This is a genomic window from Micromonospora pisi (assembly GCF_003633685.1).
Taxonomy (GTDB): Bacteria; Actinomycetota; Actinomycetes; order Mycobacteriales; family Micromonosporaceae; genus Micromonospora_G; species Micromonospora_G pisi.
Genome location: NZ_RBKT01000001.1, coordinates 7,901,341 through 7,915,011 on the forward strand (window position 1 = coordinate 7,901,341; position 13,671 = coordinate 7,915,011).

The following is a 13,671-nucleotide window of genomic DNA, read 5'->3' on the forward strand; positions in this document are numbered from 1 at the left end:
GAGCCATGGACACGACCGCCCCGACACTCGATCCTGCCCGCGTGGCCAGCGGTCAACCCGACCCGATCGACAGTCTGCCCGCGGACTTCCGCTGGGGCGTCGCCACCTCGTCGTACCAGATCGAGGGAGCCGTAGCCGAGGACGGACGTACCGCCTCGATCTGGGACACCTTCTGCCGGGTACCCGGCGCGGTGCACAACGGCGACCACGGCGACATCGCCTGCGACCACTACCACCGGATGCCCGCCGACGTGGCGTTGATGCGTGACCTCGACGTGGACACCTACCGCTTCTCGGTCGCCTGGCCGAGGGTCCAGCCCGGTGGCCGGGGCCCGGTCAACCCGGCCGGCCTGGCCTTCTACGACCGGCTGGTGGACGAGTTGCTGGCCAAGGGGATCGACCCGTGGGTCACCCTCTACCACTGGGACCTGCCGCAGGAACTGGAGGACGCTGGCGGCTGGCCGGTCCGGGACACCGCGTACCGGTTCGCCGACTACTCCATGCTCGTCTTCGACCAGCTCAGTGACCGGGTACGCACCTGGACGACGCTCAACGAGCCGTGGTGCTCGGCGATGCTCGGCTACGCGTACGGGCGGCACGCCCCGGGCAAGCGGGACTTCGAGGCGGGCATGCACGCCGTACACCACCTGCTGCTCGGGCACGGCCTGGCCACCCAGCGGATGCGGGCCGCCGCGAGCGGGCCGGTCGACCTCGGCATCACGCTGAACATGAGCACCTCGACCGCGGCCAGTGAGAGCGAAGCCGACCTGAACGCCGCCCGCCGGGCCGACGGGCTCGGTGTCCGGATCTACCTCGATCCGCTGGTGCACGGGCGTTATCCGCAGGACATCGTCGCCGACCTGGCCGCCCGCAACATCGAGTTGCCGGTGCGGGACGGGGACCTGGAAATCATCTCGACGCCGATGGACGTGCTCGGGGTCAACTACTACTTCAGCACCCAGCACTCCGGCGTGGACGAGCAGGGACGCACCGAGGACGCCGACGGGCTACCGGTCGACCGGGAGGTGCCGTTCGGTCGGCCCCGTACCGCGATGGACTGGGAGATCGTGCCCGAGGGCTTCACCGAGCTGCTGGTACGGCTCGGCCGCGACTACCCCGGTCTGCCGATGGTGATCACGGAGAACGGCTCCGCGTTCGACGACAAGCCGGACGAGAGCGGGTTTGTCGCCGACGACGACCGGGTCGACTATTTCGCCTCGCACATCGGTGCGGTCGCTCGCGCCCGCCAGCAGGGCGCCGACATTCGCGGCTACTTCGCCTGGTCGCTGCTGGACAACTTCGAGTGGGCGTACGGGTACGACAAGCGCTTCGGCATCGTCCGGGTCGACTACGACACCCAGGTGCGTACGCCCAAGCGCAGCGCGCTCTGGTACCGCGACACCATCCGCCGGGTACGCAACGCCGGCAGCTGACCTGACCGGGTCCTGGGAGGGGTACGGCGGCCGAAAGCGTTCGGCCGCCGTACCCCGTTTTCAGGTGTTGTCCGCGCGGCCGACCCACCCCGTCGATCATGAGGTTGGCGCAACCATCCGGGCCGGAATCCCGCGCCAACTTCATGATCAACGGCTGGTTGTCGAGGTGTGGACGACAACGCGTTCTCGTCGGTGGAGGCGCGAACGTACGAATGGAAACGCACCCTGGGCGCTGACGAGTGGGTGGACTGGCGGCAACGGTCAGTGACCACCGGCGCCTTGGACCTGACCGGCTCGGCGCTCTCCTGAAGGAGCGGGCGCGGCGCTGCCGCACCACCCTGACCGTGGACCCGCCGAACCAGCGCTGGGTCGATCGGTGCGCAGGCGAGATCCGGACCGGGACTCCGTCGTCTCGCATCTGCGATCATGCTCGTCATGCGGGACGAAAACCTCGTGGGCTTCTGGGACAGCAGTCCGTACGACTACGGTGCGATGGAGTCGAGCTGGGTCTGCCTTCGGCGGGACGGCACTGGCTGGACAGCCGTTGCCAACACCGGCAGCGCGGCGGTGAGCCAACTCACCTGGGACTGCCCAGGCGACGGCGAGGTCGAGCTGCGGTACAACTGGACAGCCTCCGGGAGTTGGGCTCCCGGCACACCGTTCATCCTCGCCGAGATCGACGAGGAGGGCCCGTACGACGAACTGGTGCGTACGCGTTATTCGGTCGGCACCGAAACGCCGCCGATGGAGGATGCGCCAGTCACCGCCCTGCACCTGGACGAGAAGGTCGAGTTCATCCACCGCTTCGCGCTCATCACCCGGGAAACCGACCACCCGGGCCCGGCAGCCGAGGATTGAGCAGGATCGGGCCAACGGCTGCTCGCCTTCTCCTGGTCAATGAGGTTTGCCGAGCAGCGCCGCGATGAACGCCCGGGCCTCGATGCTGGTTGGCCGGTCGCTGACCTGACCGTCACCGAGCTCGACGACCCTCCACACACCGTCCGTGCGCAGTGCGAGGTCCACGGTCACGAAGGGCAGGCCCAGTGCGGCGATCAGCGGTGTGACCGGAGCAAGGTCAACCGTGGTGGGCGGAGAGTCGTCCGGGGTGTCCGGATGCGAGCCGATCAGGACACACACGCCATTGACCCACCACGTACGCACCTCGGCGGAGGTGAACGACTCGAAGCGACGCAGGACGAATCCGCCCACGAAGTCGTCCTCGCGTAGCTGAAGAAACCGGTTCGCCACTTCCCAGGCAGCTTTACGGTCGTCGAGTTCGGGAATGAACGCGGCCTCGTGCCAGTAGTGCTTCATCGACTTGGTGTAGTCACGCAGTACCGCTGGGCCCGCCCCCAGTTCGCCGCGTGCCCGGTCGAAGTCCGCCTGATCCGCGCCCGTGGTCCAGACCGACCGCGGAGTGACCGTCGCCAGGTCGGAATACCAGCCAGGCAGCTCATGGGCCTGCCGGTACTGTTCACTGCCGGTTCTCAACATCACGCCGCGTCCGGTCAGCACCTCGGCGAACGCGGCGTACTGCTCGGCGCGGAGCATCCAGCCTCGGTAGACCGCGGCGCCGTTCCCTGACACCGATGCGACTGCCCGTTCCAGTTCGTCGGCTCGGGTCAGCGCGTCGTGGTCGACCACCGCCACATCCAGTCCGGCATCGCGAGCGGCGTCGACCTCCGCCGCGAAGTGTTCGTCCGGGCGGCGCGGCCGTAGAGGGTTCGCGGGAACCAACAGGATCACGCCCACATCCTTCCCCACGCGGCCATCCGACCTCGAGCCGTTATCTCGGCCGCCGCCCTGCCGACGGCCATGAGTGTGCGAGTAACCATCGCTGTCCCGAGCCAGAGGATCGGACGGTACGAGGTGTTCTCGCAGTTGGTCGGCAGTGGCGCGAGCACGTACGTCAGAGACGGAGGCCGTGACATCATCGCCGGATGAGTACGAATTCCCGGCACCTGAGCGTGCACATCGATCGGCCGGTGGCGGAGGTCTACAGGTTCGCCTCCGATCCCGCCAACCTGCCTCGCTGGGCGCCCGGTCTGGGTGGCTCCGTGGTGCGGGAGGACGGGCACTGGTACGTCGAAACGCCGGAAGGACGGGTGCGGGTCAAATTCGCCCCGGACAATGAGTATGGGGTGCTTGACCATGAGGTGCTGACTCCCTCTGGTGAGACGGTATACGTACCGCTACGGGCGATCATGGACGGCGAGGGCTCTGAAGTGATCTTCACGCTGCGTCGGTCGCCCGGTATGACGGATGCCGAGTTCGAGCGGGACGCCGGGTTGGTCGGTGGCGACCTCGCACTCCTCAAGAGGGTCCTTGAGGCCGGCGACGCATGAGGTCGTGATGGTCGAGCGCAGGCGACGGTGGGAGGGACCTACGGCCACCCCCCACCGCTCCTACTGGTTGTTCAGCTCGGGCTCACGTACCCCTGCACCACCGTCATCCGGTAGCCGGCCGTCTGCAGCTCCGCGTCCCTCGCCATCAGTTCCGCGTAGGCGGGGGCGGTGATGACCGGTCGCCCGTCGTTGCCGGGTTCCCAGATCACGTCGTAGCGCAGGTGGCCCTGGTGGGTCCGGTAGACGTTCAGGTACTTGGTCCGGTAACCGCTGGTCCAGTGGTTGGCGTTCGCCTGGATCATCTCGTCCCAGGTCGCACCGAAGAGCGTCGGCCGGGCGTCGGTACCCGGCATCCAGATGCCGATGTAGCGGATCTCGCTACCGAGCAGGTTCTCGCGCACCCCGGCTGTCTGGATCAGGCGGTAGCCCTGGGCCCGCATCCGGATGTCCTCGGCCTGCAACGCGGCCAGCGTCCAGCCCGCCGCGACCCGGCGTCCGTCGGTGCCGGGCTTCCAGATCCCGTCGTAGTGGAACGCGCCGTTGTGCAGGTAGCGGTTGACCCGCCAGAGCCGCAGCCCCTGTTCCCAGTAGATCGCGTTCTGGTTCCAGAACTGCTGCTCCGACCAGCCGATCACCACCGGGCTGCTGCCGCTGCCCGGCCTCCAGATCGCGTCGTACCGGGACTCGCCGTTGTCCAGTCTCGTCTGGCTGATCGAGTCGATCCGGTAGCCCTGGTTGAACAGTTCGCTGTTGCGTTCGAGCAGGTCGTGCGACGTGTACGTGTGCACCCTCGGTCGAGCGTCGTCACCCGGCTCCCAGATGGCGTTGTAACGCACCACCCCCGCGGCGATCGAGGCCCGATCCTCCGCCACCGCCGGTGTGGCACCACCCGCCAGCGTCACGAGTACGCCGAGCACGCTGGCCAGAGCGATGGAACTTCTCCTGGTAGAGATCTTGGACATCGCTGGGTTCCCTCTCGTTGAACATCACGGCGGGCACCGTCTGGACCCGCTGTATCGATGTCTAGTCGCCGACTCGTTGTCCGGCTTCGGGCCGGCGAACTGGACAATCAACTCCGGACGAGCGGACTGGACGGTTGTTGGGGGTGCGTGCGGGTGCCACGGCCGGAGGGCGAACTGGGACCGGGCGACCCGGAGGTCATGGAATTCGCCGCCGGACTGCGCCTGCTGCGGGAGAAGGCCGGCCGGCCCGGCTACCGGGAACTGGCCCGACGGGCGCACTTCTCCGCCACGACCCTGTCGGAGGCCGCCGGTGGGCGCCGGCTGCCGACGCTCGCGGTCACCCTGGCGTACGTGGCGGCGTGCGGCGGAAGCGAACCGGAGTGGGAGGAGCGGTGGCGTCGGGCCGCCCGGGAGACATCGCCGGTCAACGGGCCGGGTGCCGCCGGTGACGTGGTCGAGGCGCCGTACCAGGGGCTGGCGGCGTACGGGCCGGAGCGGGCCGGATGGTTCTTCGGCCGAGAGGACCTCGTTGACGACCTGCTGCGGCGGTTGGCGCGACGGCGACTGCTCGCGGTCTTCGGCGCGTCCGGCAGTGGCAAGTCCTCCCTGCTGCGTGCCGGCCTGGTGCCGGCGGTGCTTGCCGGCCAAGTACCGGCCCCCGACCAGGGGAGCGGGACGGACCGGGAGGCGCGCGGGGAAGCCGAGGCGAGCCGGGACGTGGTGGCGGACCGGCGGGAGACGGGCTCGAGGACGCCGGCGGTTCTGGTGATGACGCCCGGTCCGGACCCGCTCGGCGAACTGGCGGTGCGGCTCGCCCGGTTGAGCGGCGTACCGGCGGGGGCGCTGCGGGCGGACCTGGTCGCCGACCCGGCGCACCTGGATCTGGCGGTCCGGCAGGCGCTCGGCGGCGACGCCGACGGGCCGGAGCTGCTGCTGGTCGTGGACCAGTTCGAGGAGATCTTCACGCTCTGCCGGGACGACGCCAGCCGGGCGGGCTTCGTGGCCGCGCTGCTGGCCGCCGTACGCGCACCACTTAGCCGGCTGCGGGTGGTGCTCGGAGTGCGGGCGGACTTCTACGGCCGGTGCGCCGAGTCGCCGGAACTTCCGGCGGCCCTGTCGGGGGCGCAGGTGCTGGTCGGTCCTATGACACCGCCGCAGGTCCGGGACGCGGTGGTCCGGCCGGCGGAACGGGCCGGGGCGATGGTCGAGGGAGCTCTGGTCTCGACCATCGTCGCGCAGGTGGCCGGCCGTGCCGGGGCTCTGCCGATGGCCTCGCACGCGCTGCTCGAGGCGTGGTGGCGCCGTCGTGGCAGCGCCGTCACCCTGGCCGGGTACGAGGCGGCAGGGGGCATGGACGGCGCGGTCGCGCAGACCGCCGAGCGGATCTGGCAGGAGTTCGACGACGGCCAACGGCGGGCGGCCCGGCACGTGCTGCTGCGGATGGTCGAGGTCGGAACCGGGAACGAGCCGGTGACCAGCCGTCGGTTGGAGCACGGCGAACTCGACGACACCGGACCGGTCACCGCCTCCGTGGTGGAGCGACTGGCCGGCGCCCGCCTGGTCACCGTGGACGACCACTCGGTACGCCTGGCCCACGAGGCGCTGCTCGGTGCCTGGCCCCGCCTGCGGGACTGGCTGGACGAGGACCGCGAGGGCGTACGCGTCCATCGTCAGCTCACCCAGGCGGCAATGGTGTGGCAGTCGCTGGACCGGGACCCGGGTGCGCTACTGCGCGGGCTCGCACTGTCCCGGACCCGAGCCTGGGCGCGTACCCGTCCCAGCAGCCTGAGTGGGACGGAAGAGGAGTTCCTCGCCGCCAGCCAGCGAGCCGACGAGCGGCGGCTGGCCGGGCGGCGCCGGCGCGGACGCATCATGCTCGGGGCGCTCGCCGGGGTGGCCGTGGTGGTCACGGTGCTCGCCTCACTGGCGATCGTCCAGGCGGGACGGGCCGCCGACGAGCGCGACCACGCCCTGCACGGGCAGCTTATCGCCAGCGCTCGCGCGCAGATGGCACGGGACCCGCAACTCGCCTTCCTGCTCGCGGGGCAGGCGTACGGCCTTCGGCCGGACACGTTGGCCGAGGCGGTGCTGCGGCAGGCGACCCTGAACTGGCGAGGGCTCACCAGCAGGCAGGTGTTCGGCCCCCGTAACAAGGCGGCGGCGCTGACCCGCGACGGCCGGCACGGGGTCGCCGGGACCGCAGACGGCATGGTACGCGTGTGGCACGCCACCGAACCGCCCGGCGAGGCGTTGGTGCTGCCCGAGACCGGCCGGGACCTGTACGCGGTGGCGATCAGCGACGACGGACGGCTGGTGGCCAGCGCCCACAACGAGCCGGTGGTCCGGATCTGGGACGGGGCCGTGCCGACCCGTGGCCCGATCCTTTTGTCGGGGCACACCGGTCCGGTGCGCGACATCCGGTTCAGCCCGGACGGCAAGACCCTGGCCAGCGGCGACGCGGACGGGACCGTACGACTCTGGGACCTGACCGGTCCGCCGGTGGCCCGGGTGTTGCCCAGCGGCGGGCGGGGCGCCGTCTATACGCTGGGCTGGTCGGCCGACGGACGGCGGTTGGCCGTCGGCACCGAGGAGGCGCCGGCCCGGATCTGGGACGTGCGTAGCCCCGGCCGGGCTCCGGTCGAGCTGGGCGACTCGGTCGACACCGACGAGCTGTTGTTCAGCCCGGACGGCAGCCGGGTCGCCGCCGGTGACGACGGCACGTTGTGGATCTGGTCGTCCGGCGGCGGCCCGCCGACCGTCCTCGGACGGCTTCGGGGGGTGATCCCGACGGCGTTCAGCCCCGACGGTCAGCGGCTGATCACCACCAACGGGTACGGCGTGCTCGGCTTCTGGGACACCGCCGCACCCGGCGACCCGCTGACGCTGCGCGGGCACGCCGGAGCGGTTCGGGCCGCCACCGTCGGTCCCGACGGGCACCTGGTCAGCGTCGGTGAGGACGGTACGGTCCGGACGTGGGACATCAACGGTCCGTGGCATCCGGACATCGCTCACCCCCACGACGGCCTGGCCCACGTCGCCCGGTTCAGTCCGGACGGCCGCCACATCGCCAGCGGCGGTATAGCCGACGGCACCGTCCGGGTCACGGCCGCCACGCCGAGCCCTGACCAGACGGGCGACGGTCCTGCCGCGACGGCGGTCACCGACGGACCGGGCGAACCGGTGGTGCTGGCCGGGCACGCCGGCATGGTGCTGGACCTGGCCTTCGCCCCCGACGGGGTGCGGCTGGCCAGCCTCGATGCGGGCGGCACCGTCCGCATCTGGGCGTGGCGGACCGGTACGCTCACCGCCACCTTCGACGCCGCCCGGTCCAGCAGGATCGCCTTCGGGCCGGACAACGAGCGGTTGCTCACCAGCGGCCCCGGTGGCGTACGGGTCTGGGACGGGATCGAACAGGGTGCCCCGGTCGGTGTACCGCTACCCGCGGCCGGGGCGATCGCGGCGTTCGGCCCGGACGGCCGGCGGATGGTGACCGGGGCGGACGACGGCACCGTGTCGATCCGCCAGTTGTCGGAGGAGGGCGGCGTCGACCTCGGTCGGCACGACGCGGCGGTGACCTCGGTGGCGTTCGCCCCGGACGGCGACAGCGTGGCCAGCCTCAGCCTGGACAGCACCATCCGGATCTGGCCCGCGACCGGCGGGTCGGCGACCCTGCTCGCCGCCGCCGGGCAGGGCGCGGCGACCACCCGGCTGACCTACACCCCGGACGGGCGGCACCTGGCGCTGCTCGGCGGTCAGGAGCTGTCCGGCATCCAGCTATGGGCAGTCGGTGCCGCGACCGAGCCGGTCACCCTGCATCCCCTCGGGACCGGGCCGCTCGGCTTCGCGTTCAGTCCCGATGGCGAACGGGTGGTGACCGTCCATTCCGACGGCTCGGTCCGGACCTGGAACTGCGACGTCTGCGGCCCCATGGAGCGGGTGCTCGCCGCCGCCGATACCCGGGACGTGCGGCCGTTGCGCGCGGACGAGCGCCGGGCCTTCCTCCTCGACCGCTGAACGTTGTCAAGTGCTACCGCCGCCGCCTCACCAAATGAAACGCACCCTTACCCGGCGAGGCCGTCCCGTCTTGATCGCCCGGCGTTGACGATGTGTGACGCACGGTCGGCAGCAGAAAGCGCTTGATCATCGCGCGGCTGACCGGCAAGCTATAGCCACCCTCGCGGGTCCGCGCGGCATGTCCCGGCGGTGGACGAGCCGGTCTTCTTCAGCAACCCACACGCTGTCAGGGCTGGACGCGGTAGTGCCGATATCGGAGGTGATCACGTTGTACCCCTGCTCATGACAGCCCCACCCTGGGGCGTCACGGAGCCGAGAAGGTGACCGTATGAGCAGGACCGACAAGACTCGGCCCTGGTGGGTGAAGATTGCCGATCGACCATTGGTGACCTGTCGACCCCATCATGACCATCGGTTCGGGCCGTGTACGTTGCCCGGACGGATCGACGCCGACAGCACCGCGACGGCGACCGGCCACCCCACGAGAAGCTGTTACTGGGTGGTGACGGACCACTCCGCCGACCTGCTCCACGATGGCTGCCGGAGTTGCACCGACCACCACCTCCGTCGCGAGGAACGCCGTCGGAGCCGCCACCAGGCGCGCCGCGATCTGCGCGCCCACCGTGGCGAAGATTGACCAGAACGGCAGGGCCGGACTGTGCCGGCCCTGCCGTCCCGGGAATCTCTGGCTCCTCGCCTCCGCTTTAGCAGGTCGAGTGCAGCAGCGCCCCGACCGGTGTCTCGCGCGGCAGCAGGTCAAGGGTCTCGTCCATCACCTGGAGCCGCAGATCCATCCCACGGGAGAGGACGAGCCGGGTGGGCGACTGTCTCGTCCACCCGGCTCGACGTCAGCAACGGCGTACTAGGCGACGGCCTCGACGAGCCGGCCGACCGTCTCCTCGGGAGACGGCATTCCGGCGATTTCGCTGGCCAGCTTGTCGGCGCAGGCCCGCGCCTGCTCGTCGGCCAGGAGCGCTTCCGCCTGGCTGAACACCAACTCGGCGCTGAACTCGCCCGGCATCACCTGCCGGCCAGCCCCGATGTCCGCCACCGCCCGCGCATTGCTGAACTGGTCGGCACCCTGGGGCAGCATGAGGTGGGGCAGTCCGTTCGCGAGCACCTCGAGAACGGTGCTGCCGCCGCCGTGGCTCACCACGAGGTCGACGTGGGGGAGCAGGTCGCCTTGCGGCACCCAGCTCTCGACCACGACATTCGGCGGCAGGTCACCCAGGGCGCCCTTCCCGCCGGTCGGGCCGGCGGCGGCCACGAGCAGGTCGACCGGCAGCTTCGACAGCCCGGCGATGCTCTGTCGCAACAGTTCCGGGGTCCCGAAGGCCGTACCGAGCGTCAGGTAGACGAGCGGACGACCACGGTCACGCTCCCGCACCATGGCGGGAAGATCGGCAGACTGACGCCAGGTGCCCGGCCGCATGAGGATCCGCTCGGCCGAGGTGGCGAAGCCAGGAAGCTGGAAAGAGGGCGGGCAGACGTCCAGGTACCGGTTGCCGAGAAAATCGGCGTCCCGGGTGGGGGCTTCGATTCCCAACTCGGCGGCGGTGGCGAGCCACGCGGCAGACATGGCGTTCCACATCGGCCCGCCGGTGAGCCGACCGATGCTGTGGCAGATCGCCGGGATACCGGCCAGCGTCGCCGCCATCCCCGCGCCCGGAGTCAGCACCTCGTAGATCATCAGATCGGGCCGCTGCTCCTCGAGTACGGGCGCGAGGTCGGCGACCATGCGCCGGGCCAGGACATCGCCGAACGCCCGGGGGGAGGCGTCGAACGGTTGACCGGCGGGAACCTCCGCCCGCACCGTGGCGATCGCCTCCCGAACGGTGGATCCGGCGGCGACCGGAGTCAGGCCAGCGTCGTGCAGCATGGGATGGAACCGCTTGTCGGTGGCGAAGGTCACCTCGTGTCCCGCGCCGCGGGCGGCGACGGCCAGCGGAAGCAGCGGAATGAGATGGCCGTACGCGCCTATCGAAGCGAAGATCAGACGCATTCTCGGAGATTGCCTTTCGGTGGCGGGTGGGTGCCGGCTCCGGTGGAGAGCGGTCGCGGCACCTGGGGGAGCGGGGACTATTGGGTGGTGGTCACGAATTCCGGCTGAGTCGGAGCAGGTTGTGGGTAGCGAGGACCACCGTGACTCCACCGGCGCCGAGGCAGATGATCAGGGCTTGCCAGCCTGGCCCGGCGATGACCCCGATGACGTTCACCAGAGTCAACCAGAGCCCCATCCTGAACTGCTCCCGGTCGCCCCAGATCGCGCTGCCGCTCATGTGCAGCGCCCCGACCAGGCCGGTGGTGGTGGCGCCCCAGAGCAGCTCGGACTGGTGCGGCGAGAGGTCACTACTGATCTTGCCGATTGTAATGATCAAGCCCACGAAGCCGACGAGCCAGGCGGTGCCGTACCGCTTGGCCTGCAGCGTCGATCGGGGGTCGGTCGTACCACGGCCGAAGGCCCGGACACCGAGGATCGCGGTGGTCGCACCGGCCCCGGCCAGGAGCACGAGCAGTACGGTCTGGGGCAACCGGTCCGGAAGGTCCACGAAGACCCGCTCGCCCGGACCGTCGCCCAGGAAGCGCAGCCCGTACCCGATGAGCCAGGCCAGTCCCCATGCCATGTGCATGACCTGGACATGGTGCTTGATGCGAGCCACCGTCCCGGCCCCCTGCTGGGTCTGGCGCGACGCATCGGGGCTGGTGGCGTCCGCCAGCATGGCTCCGGAACCGTTTGGTGACGTTTCCACTGATCCTCGCAGTTCTGGTTGTTCGAAGATTGCGTGAACGAAGCCGCCGGCGTTCTCGGTCGCACCCTCCGTGGCCACGGCGATACCGACCATCGTGGACGGTCGCGCGAGAAGCGGGTAATTTCCGGCGGTCGGGTCTGCCGAGGCATCAGCCCGCAAACCCGGAAGCAGACTAGCTTTGGTGATAATTAGGGGCAACGTGTCCGGTATCGCCTACCCGACACTGTGATCTTGGTTAGGGCCCCCGGCGCCCAGCAGCGCGATCGTCGAATCCAGAGACCGATCCGGGCGGCGCGGGCTGCCGGCGCGTCCCCGCATCGAATTCAGCCCGACGTGCGAGGGTGGACAGACAGGTCGTTGTCGTACACATGTACTTGTCTGTCCGGAAGGACGCGTCCCGGCCGATTCCGACTACGAACGGGGATAGATCTGATGACCGCAGATCACGAGCCGCTCGCGCTGCTGGCGAGCGCATTGGACCAGGTCGGCGAGGTGCTCGCCGGGGTGGGCGACGAGCAGCAGGACCTACCGACCCCCTGCCGTTCCTGGACGGTGGCGCAACTCGGCGACCATCTGATCCATGACCTGCACCAGTTCACCCTGGCCGCTGCCGGTGGCGCACCCGACTGGTCCAAGCCCGCCCCGCCCGTGACCGGGGACAGGTCCGTGGCTTTCCGCAAGGCAGCCGCCGACCTGCTCGACGCGTGGCGCAAGGCCGGTGCCCTGACCGGGACGATAACGCTGCCGGGCATGGGAGAGGTGCCGGCGCGTTTCCCGGTCGACCAGCAGACTGCCGAGTTCGCCATGCACGCCTGGGACCTCGCCAGGGCCACCGGTCAGTCGACCGACCTCGACCCGGAGGTCGGGCAGTCCTCGCTCGACTGGGTGCGGCGTACGTTGCAGCCGCACTTCCGTGCCGAGGTGATCGACGGCGGCGCGTTCGGCCCGGAGGTCCCGATCGCCGAGGACGCCCCGCTCTACGATCGGCTGGCCGCGTTCGCTGGACGCCACCCTGGCCAGGTCTGACCCCGGAAACACCCGCCGCTGTGGCTGCTCGCCGCCATCCTGACCGACGGGGTCGCGCCGATCGGACCGGGCCGGCGGCCATGGCCAGAACCTCCAACCCGGCTACCGTGATGCCGAACCGGACGGTGTCGGACGTCGCGCTCGCGCCCCGCCCCAGCGGGCGGCCCGAGCACGCTTACGGACCGACTGCCGGTACCTCCGGCCAAGGGCCAGCCCTGCGATGGCGGCGGCAACGGCCACGACCACGCCTGCCGGGTTCTGGCGTGCCTTGCTGCCGGCCCGGCGTACGAAGGAGCGCATGGTGTTGGCGGTGTGCTCGCCGCTCGGACCCGACGACGTGGCGCTCTTCAGGACCTTCTGGCGCAACGCCTCCGATGTCTGGGCGGCGGTCTGGGCCAGCTTTCTCGGCACCTGACGTGCCCTCTGCTCTGCCGACCTGGCGGTCTCGGTGGTCCGCTGCGCGAGCGTCCTCGGCGCGTGCGCGGCCTTCTGACGGACCGAGTCGACGGCATGTTCCGATCGGCCCAGGGCGCGGTCCCTGGTCTCCGCCACCTTCTCCCGTCCCCGGGCCTTCACGTCGGACCTGGCCGCCAGCGCGTTGACGGTCTCCGCGAGCTCGGATCGCGTCTTTTCGATCTCCGCACGTTGGCTGTCCACGTCCCCGTATTCACTGCCGGCTGTCATCCCCGCCCCCGATTCCTGGCCGCACTCCGCACCGTTTCGGCGTCAGCCCGAAGGCTGTCGGCAGTGGCTGTCGGAGCCACCGGCATCGCCTGGCTCACCTTTCGTTTCCCAAAGAGCGCGAGTAGTCCGGCGACCGCGAGCAGCACCACGCCGACGACCAGCGCCGCGACCCCGTCCGGCATGACGGCGGCGAGACCGATGATGGCGGCCGCGACGAGCGCACCGCCGCCGTAGAGAGCCAGTGCGCCGCCGCCCCCGAACAGGGTCGCGCCCATACCGGCGCGCTTGCCCTTGCCCATCATCTCCGTACGGGTCAGCGCCAGTTCCTCACGTACCAGCCTTGATATCTGCTCGGTGCCCCGTTGCACCAACTCGGCGGTCGACATGTCGACCGCCCTTGCTGGCGGGCTTGTCCTGGTGTCTGCCATGACTCTCCCCCTCGACTGCGGCTTGGGTT

General features: G+C 70.3%; 12 protein-coding genes. 6 read left to right on the plus strand and 6 right to left on the minus strand.

The features are described 5' to 3' along the window. The first annotated feature begins 5 nt into the window (after window positions 1–5). The 3 genes from BDK92_RS33855 (at window position 6) to BDK92_RS33860 (ending at window position 2,291) form a co-directional block, all read left to right on the plus strand. Window positions 6–1,433, plus strand: a complete 1,428-nt coding sequence (locus BDK92_RS33855; protein ID WP_121160397.1) for a GH1 family beta-glucosidase — start codon at window positions 6–8, stop codon at window positions 1,431–1,433. Window positions 1,434–1,601: 168 nt separating this feature from the next. Then, on the plus strand, window positions 1,602–1,742 hold the full coding sequence (locus tag BDK92_RS39410) for a hypothetical protein (protein ID WP_170208790.1): 141 nt from the start codon (window positions 1,602–1,604) through the stop codon (window positions 1,740–1,742). Between the two features lie 126 nt (window positions 1,743–1,868). Next, entirely contained in the window at window positions 1,869–2,291 is a 423-nt protein-coding gene (locus BDK92_RS33860; RefSeq protein WP_147457207.1) for a hypothetical protein, read from the plus strand. Window positions 2,292–2,327: 36 nt separating this feature from the next. Here the strand turns inward: BDK92_RS33860 and BDK92_RS33865 are convergent, their stop codons facing one another. After that, a complete protein-coding gene (locus BDK92_RS33865; RefSeq protein ID WP_121162826.1) occupies window positions 2,328–3,179 on the minus strand; it encodes an ATP-grasp domain-containing protein in 852 nt (283 codons plus the stop codon). A 194-nt stretch (window positions 3,180–3,373) separates the two neighbouring features. Between BDK92_RS33865 and BDK92_RS33870 the strand changes: the two genes are divergently transcribed. Then, on the plus strand, window positions 3,374–3,778 hold the full coding sequence (locus BDK92_RS33870; RefSeq protein WP_121160399.1) for an SRPBCC family protein: 405 nt from the start codon (window positions 3,374–3,376) through the stop codon (window positions 3,776–3,778). Between the two features lie 71 nt (window positions 3,779–3,849). On the opposite strand, the gene BDK92_RS33875 is transcribed toward BDK92_RS33870, so the two are convergent. After that, window positions 3,850–4,740 (minus strand): hypothetical protein, encoded by an 891-nt coding sequence (locus BDK92_RS33875; RefSeq protein WP_147457208.1) that lies wholly within the window; start codon window positions 4,738–4,740, stop codon window positions 3,850–3,852. Window positions 4,741–4,893: 153 nt separating this feature from the next. Here BDK92_RS33875 and BDK92_RS33880 point away from each other — a divergent pair, with 153 nt between their 5' ends. Further along, entirely contained in the window at window positions 4,894–8,754 is a 3,861-nt protein-coding gene (locus tag BDK92_RS33880; RefSeq protein ID WP_147457209.1) for an nSTAND1 domain-containing NTPase, read from the plus strand. Window positions 8,755–9,616: 862 nt separating this feature from the next. On the opposite strand, the gene BDK92_RS33890 is transcribed toward BDK92_RS33880, so the two are convergent. Next, complete coding sequence (locus BDK92_RS33890) at window positions 9,617–10,756, minus strand: glycosyltransferase (RefSeq protein ID WP_121160403.1); 1,140 nt, start codon at window positions 10,754–10,756, stop codon at window positions 9,617–9,619. A 91-nt stretch (window positions 10,757–10,847) separates the two neighbouring features. Further along, window positions 10,848–11,504: a transporter gene (locus BDK92_RS33895; RefSeq protein ID WP_211349472.1), complete on the minus strand. Its 657-nt coding sequence runs from the start codon at window positions 11,502–11,504 to the stop codon at window positions 10,848–10,850. Window positions 11,505–11,936: 432 nt separating this feature from the next. Between BDK92_RS33895 and BDK92_RS33900 the strand changes: the two genes are divergently transcribed. After that, the gene (locus tag BDK92_RS33900) at window positions 11,937–12,530 is read left to right on the plus strand and encodes a TIGR03086 family metal-binding protein (RefSeq protein WP_121160405.1); all 594 of its coding nucleotides are present in this window, start codon (window positions 11,937–11,939) and stop codon (window positions 12,528–12,530) included. A gap of 102 nt (window positions 12,531–12,632) precedes the next feature. Here BDK92_RS33900 and BDK92_RS33905 read toward each other — a convergent pair whose 3' ends face one another. Both BDK92_RS33905 and BDK92_RS33910 read right to left on the minus strand, forming a co-directional pair. Then, window positions 12,633–13,214 (minus strand): DUF3618 domain-containing protein, encoded by a 582-nt coding sequence (locus BDK92_RS33905; RefSeq protein ID WP_121160406.1) that lies wholly within the window; start codon window positions 13,212–13,214, stop codon window positions 12,633–12,635. After that, window positions 13,211–13,642: a phage holin family protein gene (locus BDK92_RS33910; RefSeq protein WP_121160407.1), complete on the minus strand. Its 432-nt coding sequence runs from the start codon at window positions 13,640–13,642 to the stop codon at window positions 13,211–13,213. The genes BDK92_RS33905 and BDK92_RS33910 overlap by 4 nt, the downstream gene beginning before the upstream one ends. Window positions 13,643–13,671 lie beyond the last annotated feature (29 nt).

Coding starts and splice junctions, on each gene's coding strand:
- BDK92_RS33855 (WP_121160397.1), top strand. CDS start 6: ATGGACACGACCGCCCCGACACTCGATCCTGCCCGCGTGGCCAGCGGT.
- BDK92_RS33860 (WP_147457207.1), top strand. CDS start 1,869: ATGCGGGACGAAAACCTCGTGGGCTTCTGGGACAGCAGTCCGTACGAC.
- BDK92_RS33870 (WP_121160399.1), top strand. CDS start 3,374: ATGAGTACGAATTCCCGGCACCTGAGCGTGCACATCGATCGGCCGGTG.
- BDK92_RS33875 (WP_147457208.1), bottom strand. CDS start 4,740: ATGTCCAAGATCTCTACCAGGAGAAGTTCCATCGCTCTGGCCAGCGTG.
- BDK92_RS33890 (WP_121160403.1), bottom strand. CDS start 10,756: ATGCGTCTGATCTTCGCTTCGATAGGCGCGTACGGCCATCTCATTCCG.
- BDK92_RS33900 (WP_121160405.1), top strand. CDS start 11,937: ATGACCGCAGATCACGAGCCGCTCGCGCTGCTGGCGAGCGCATTGGAC.
- BDK92_RS33905 (WP_121160406.1), bottom strand. CDS start 13,214: ATGACAGCCGGCAGTGAATACGGGGACGTGGACAGCCAACGTGCGGAG.
- BDK92_RS33910 (WP_121160407.1), bottom strand. CDS start 13,642: ATGGCAGACACCAGGACAAGCCCGCCAGCAAGGGCGGTCGACATGTCG.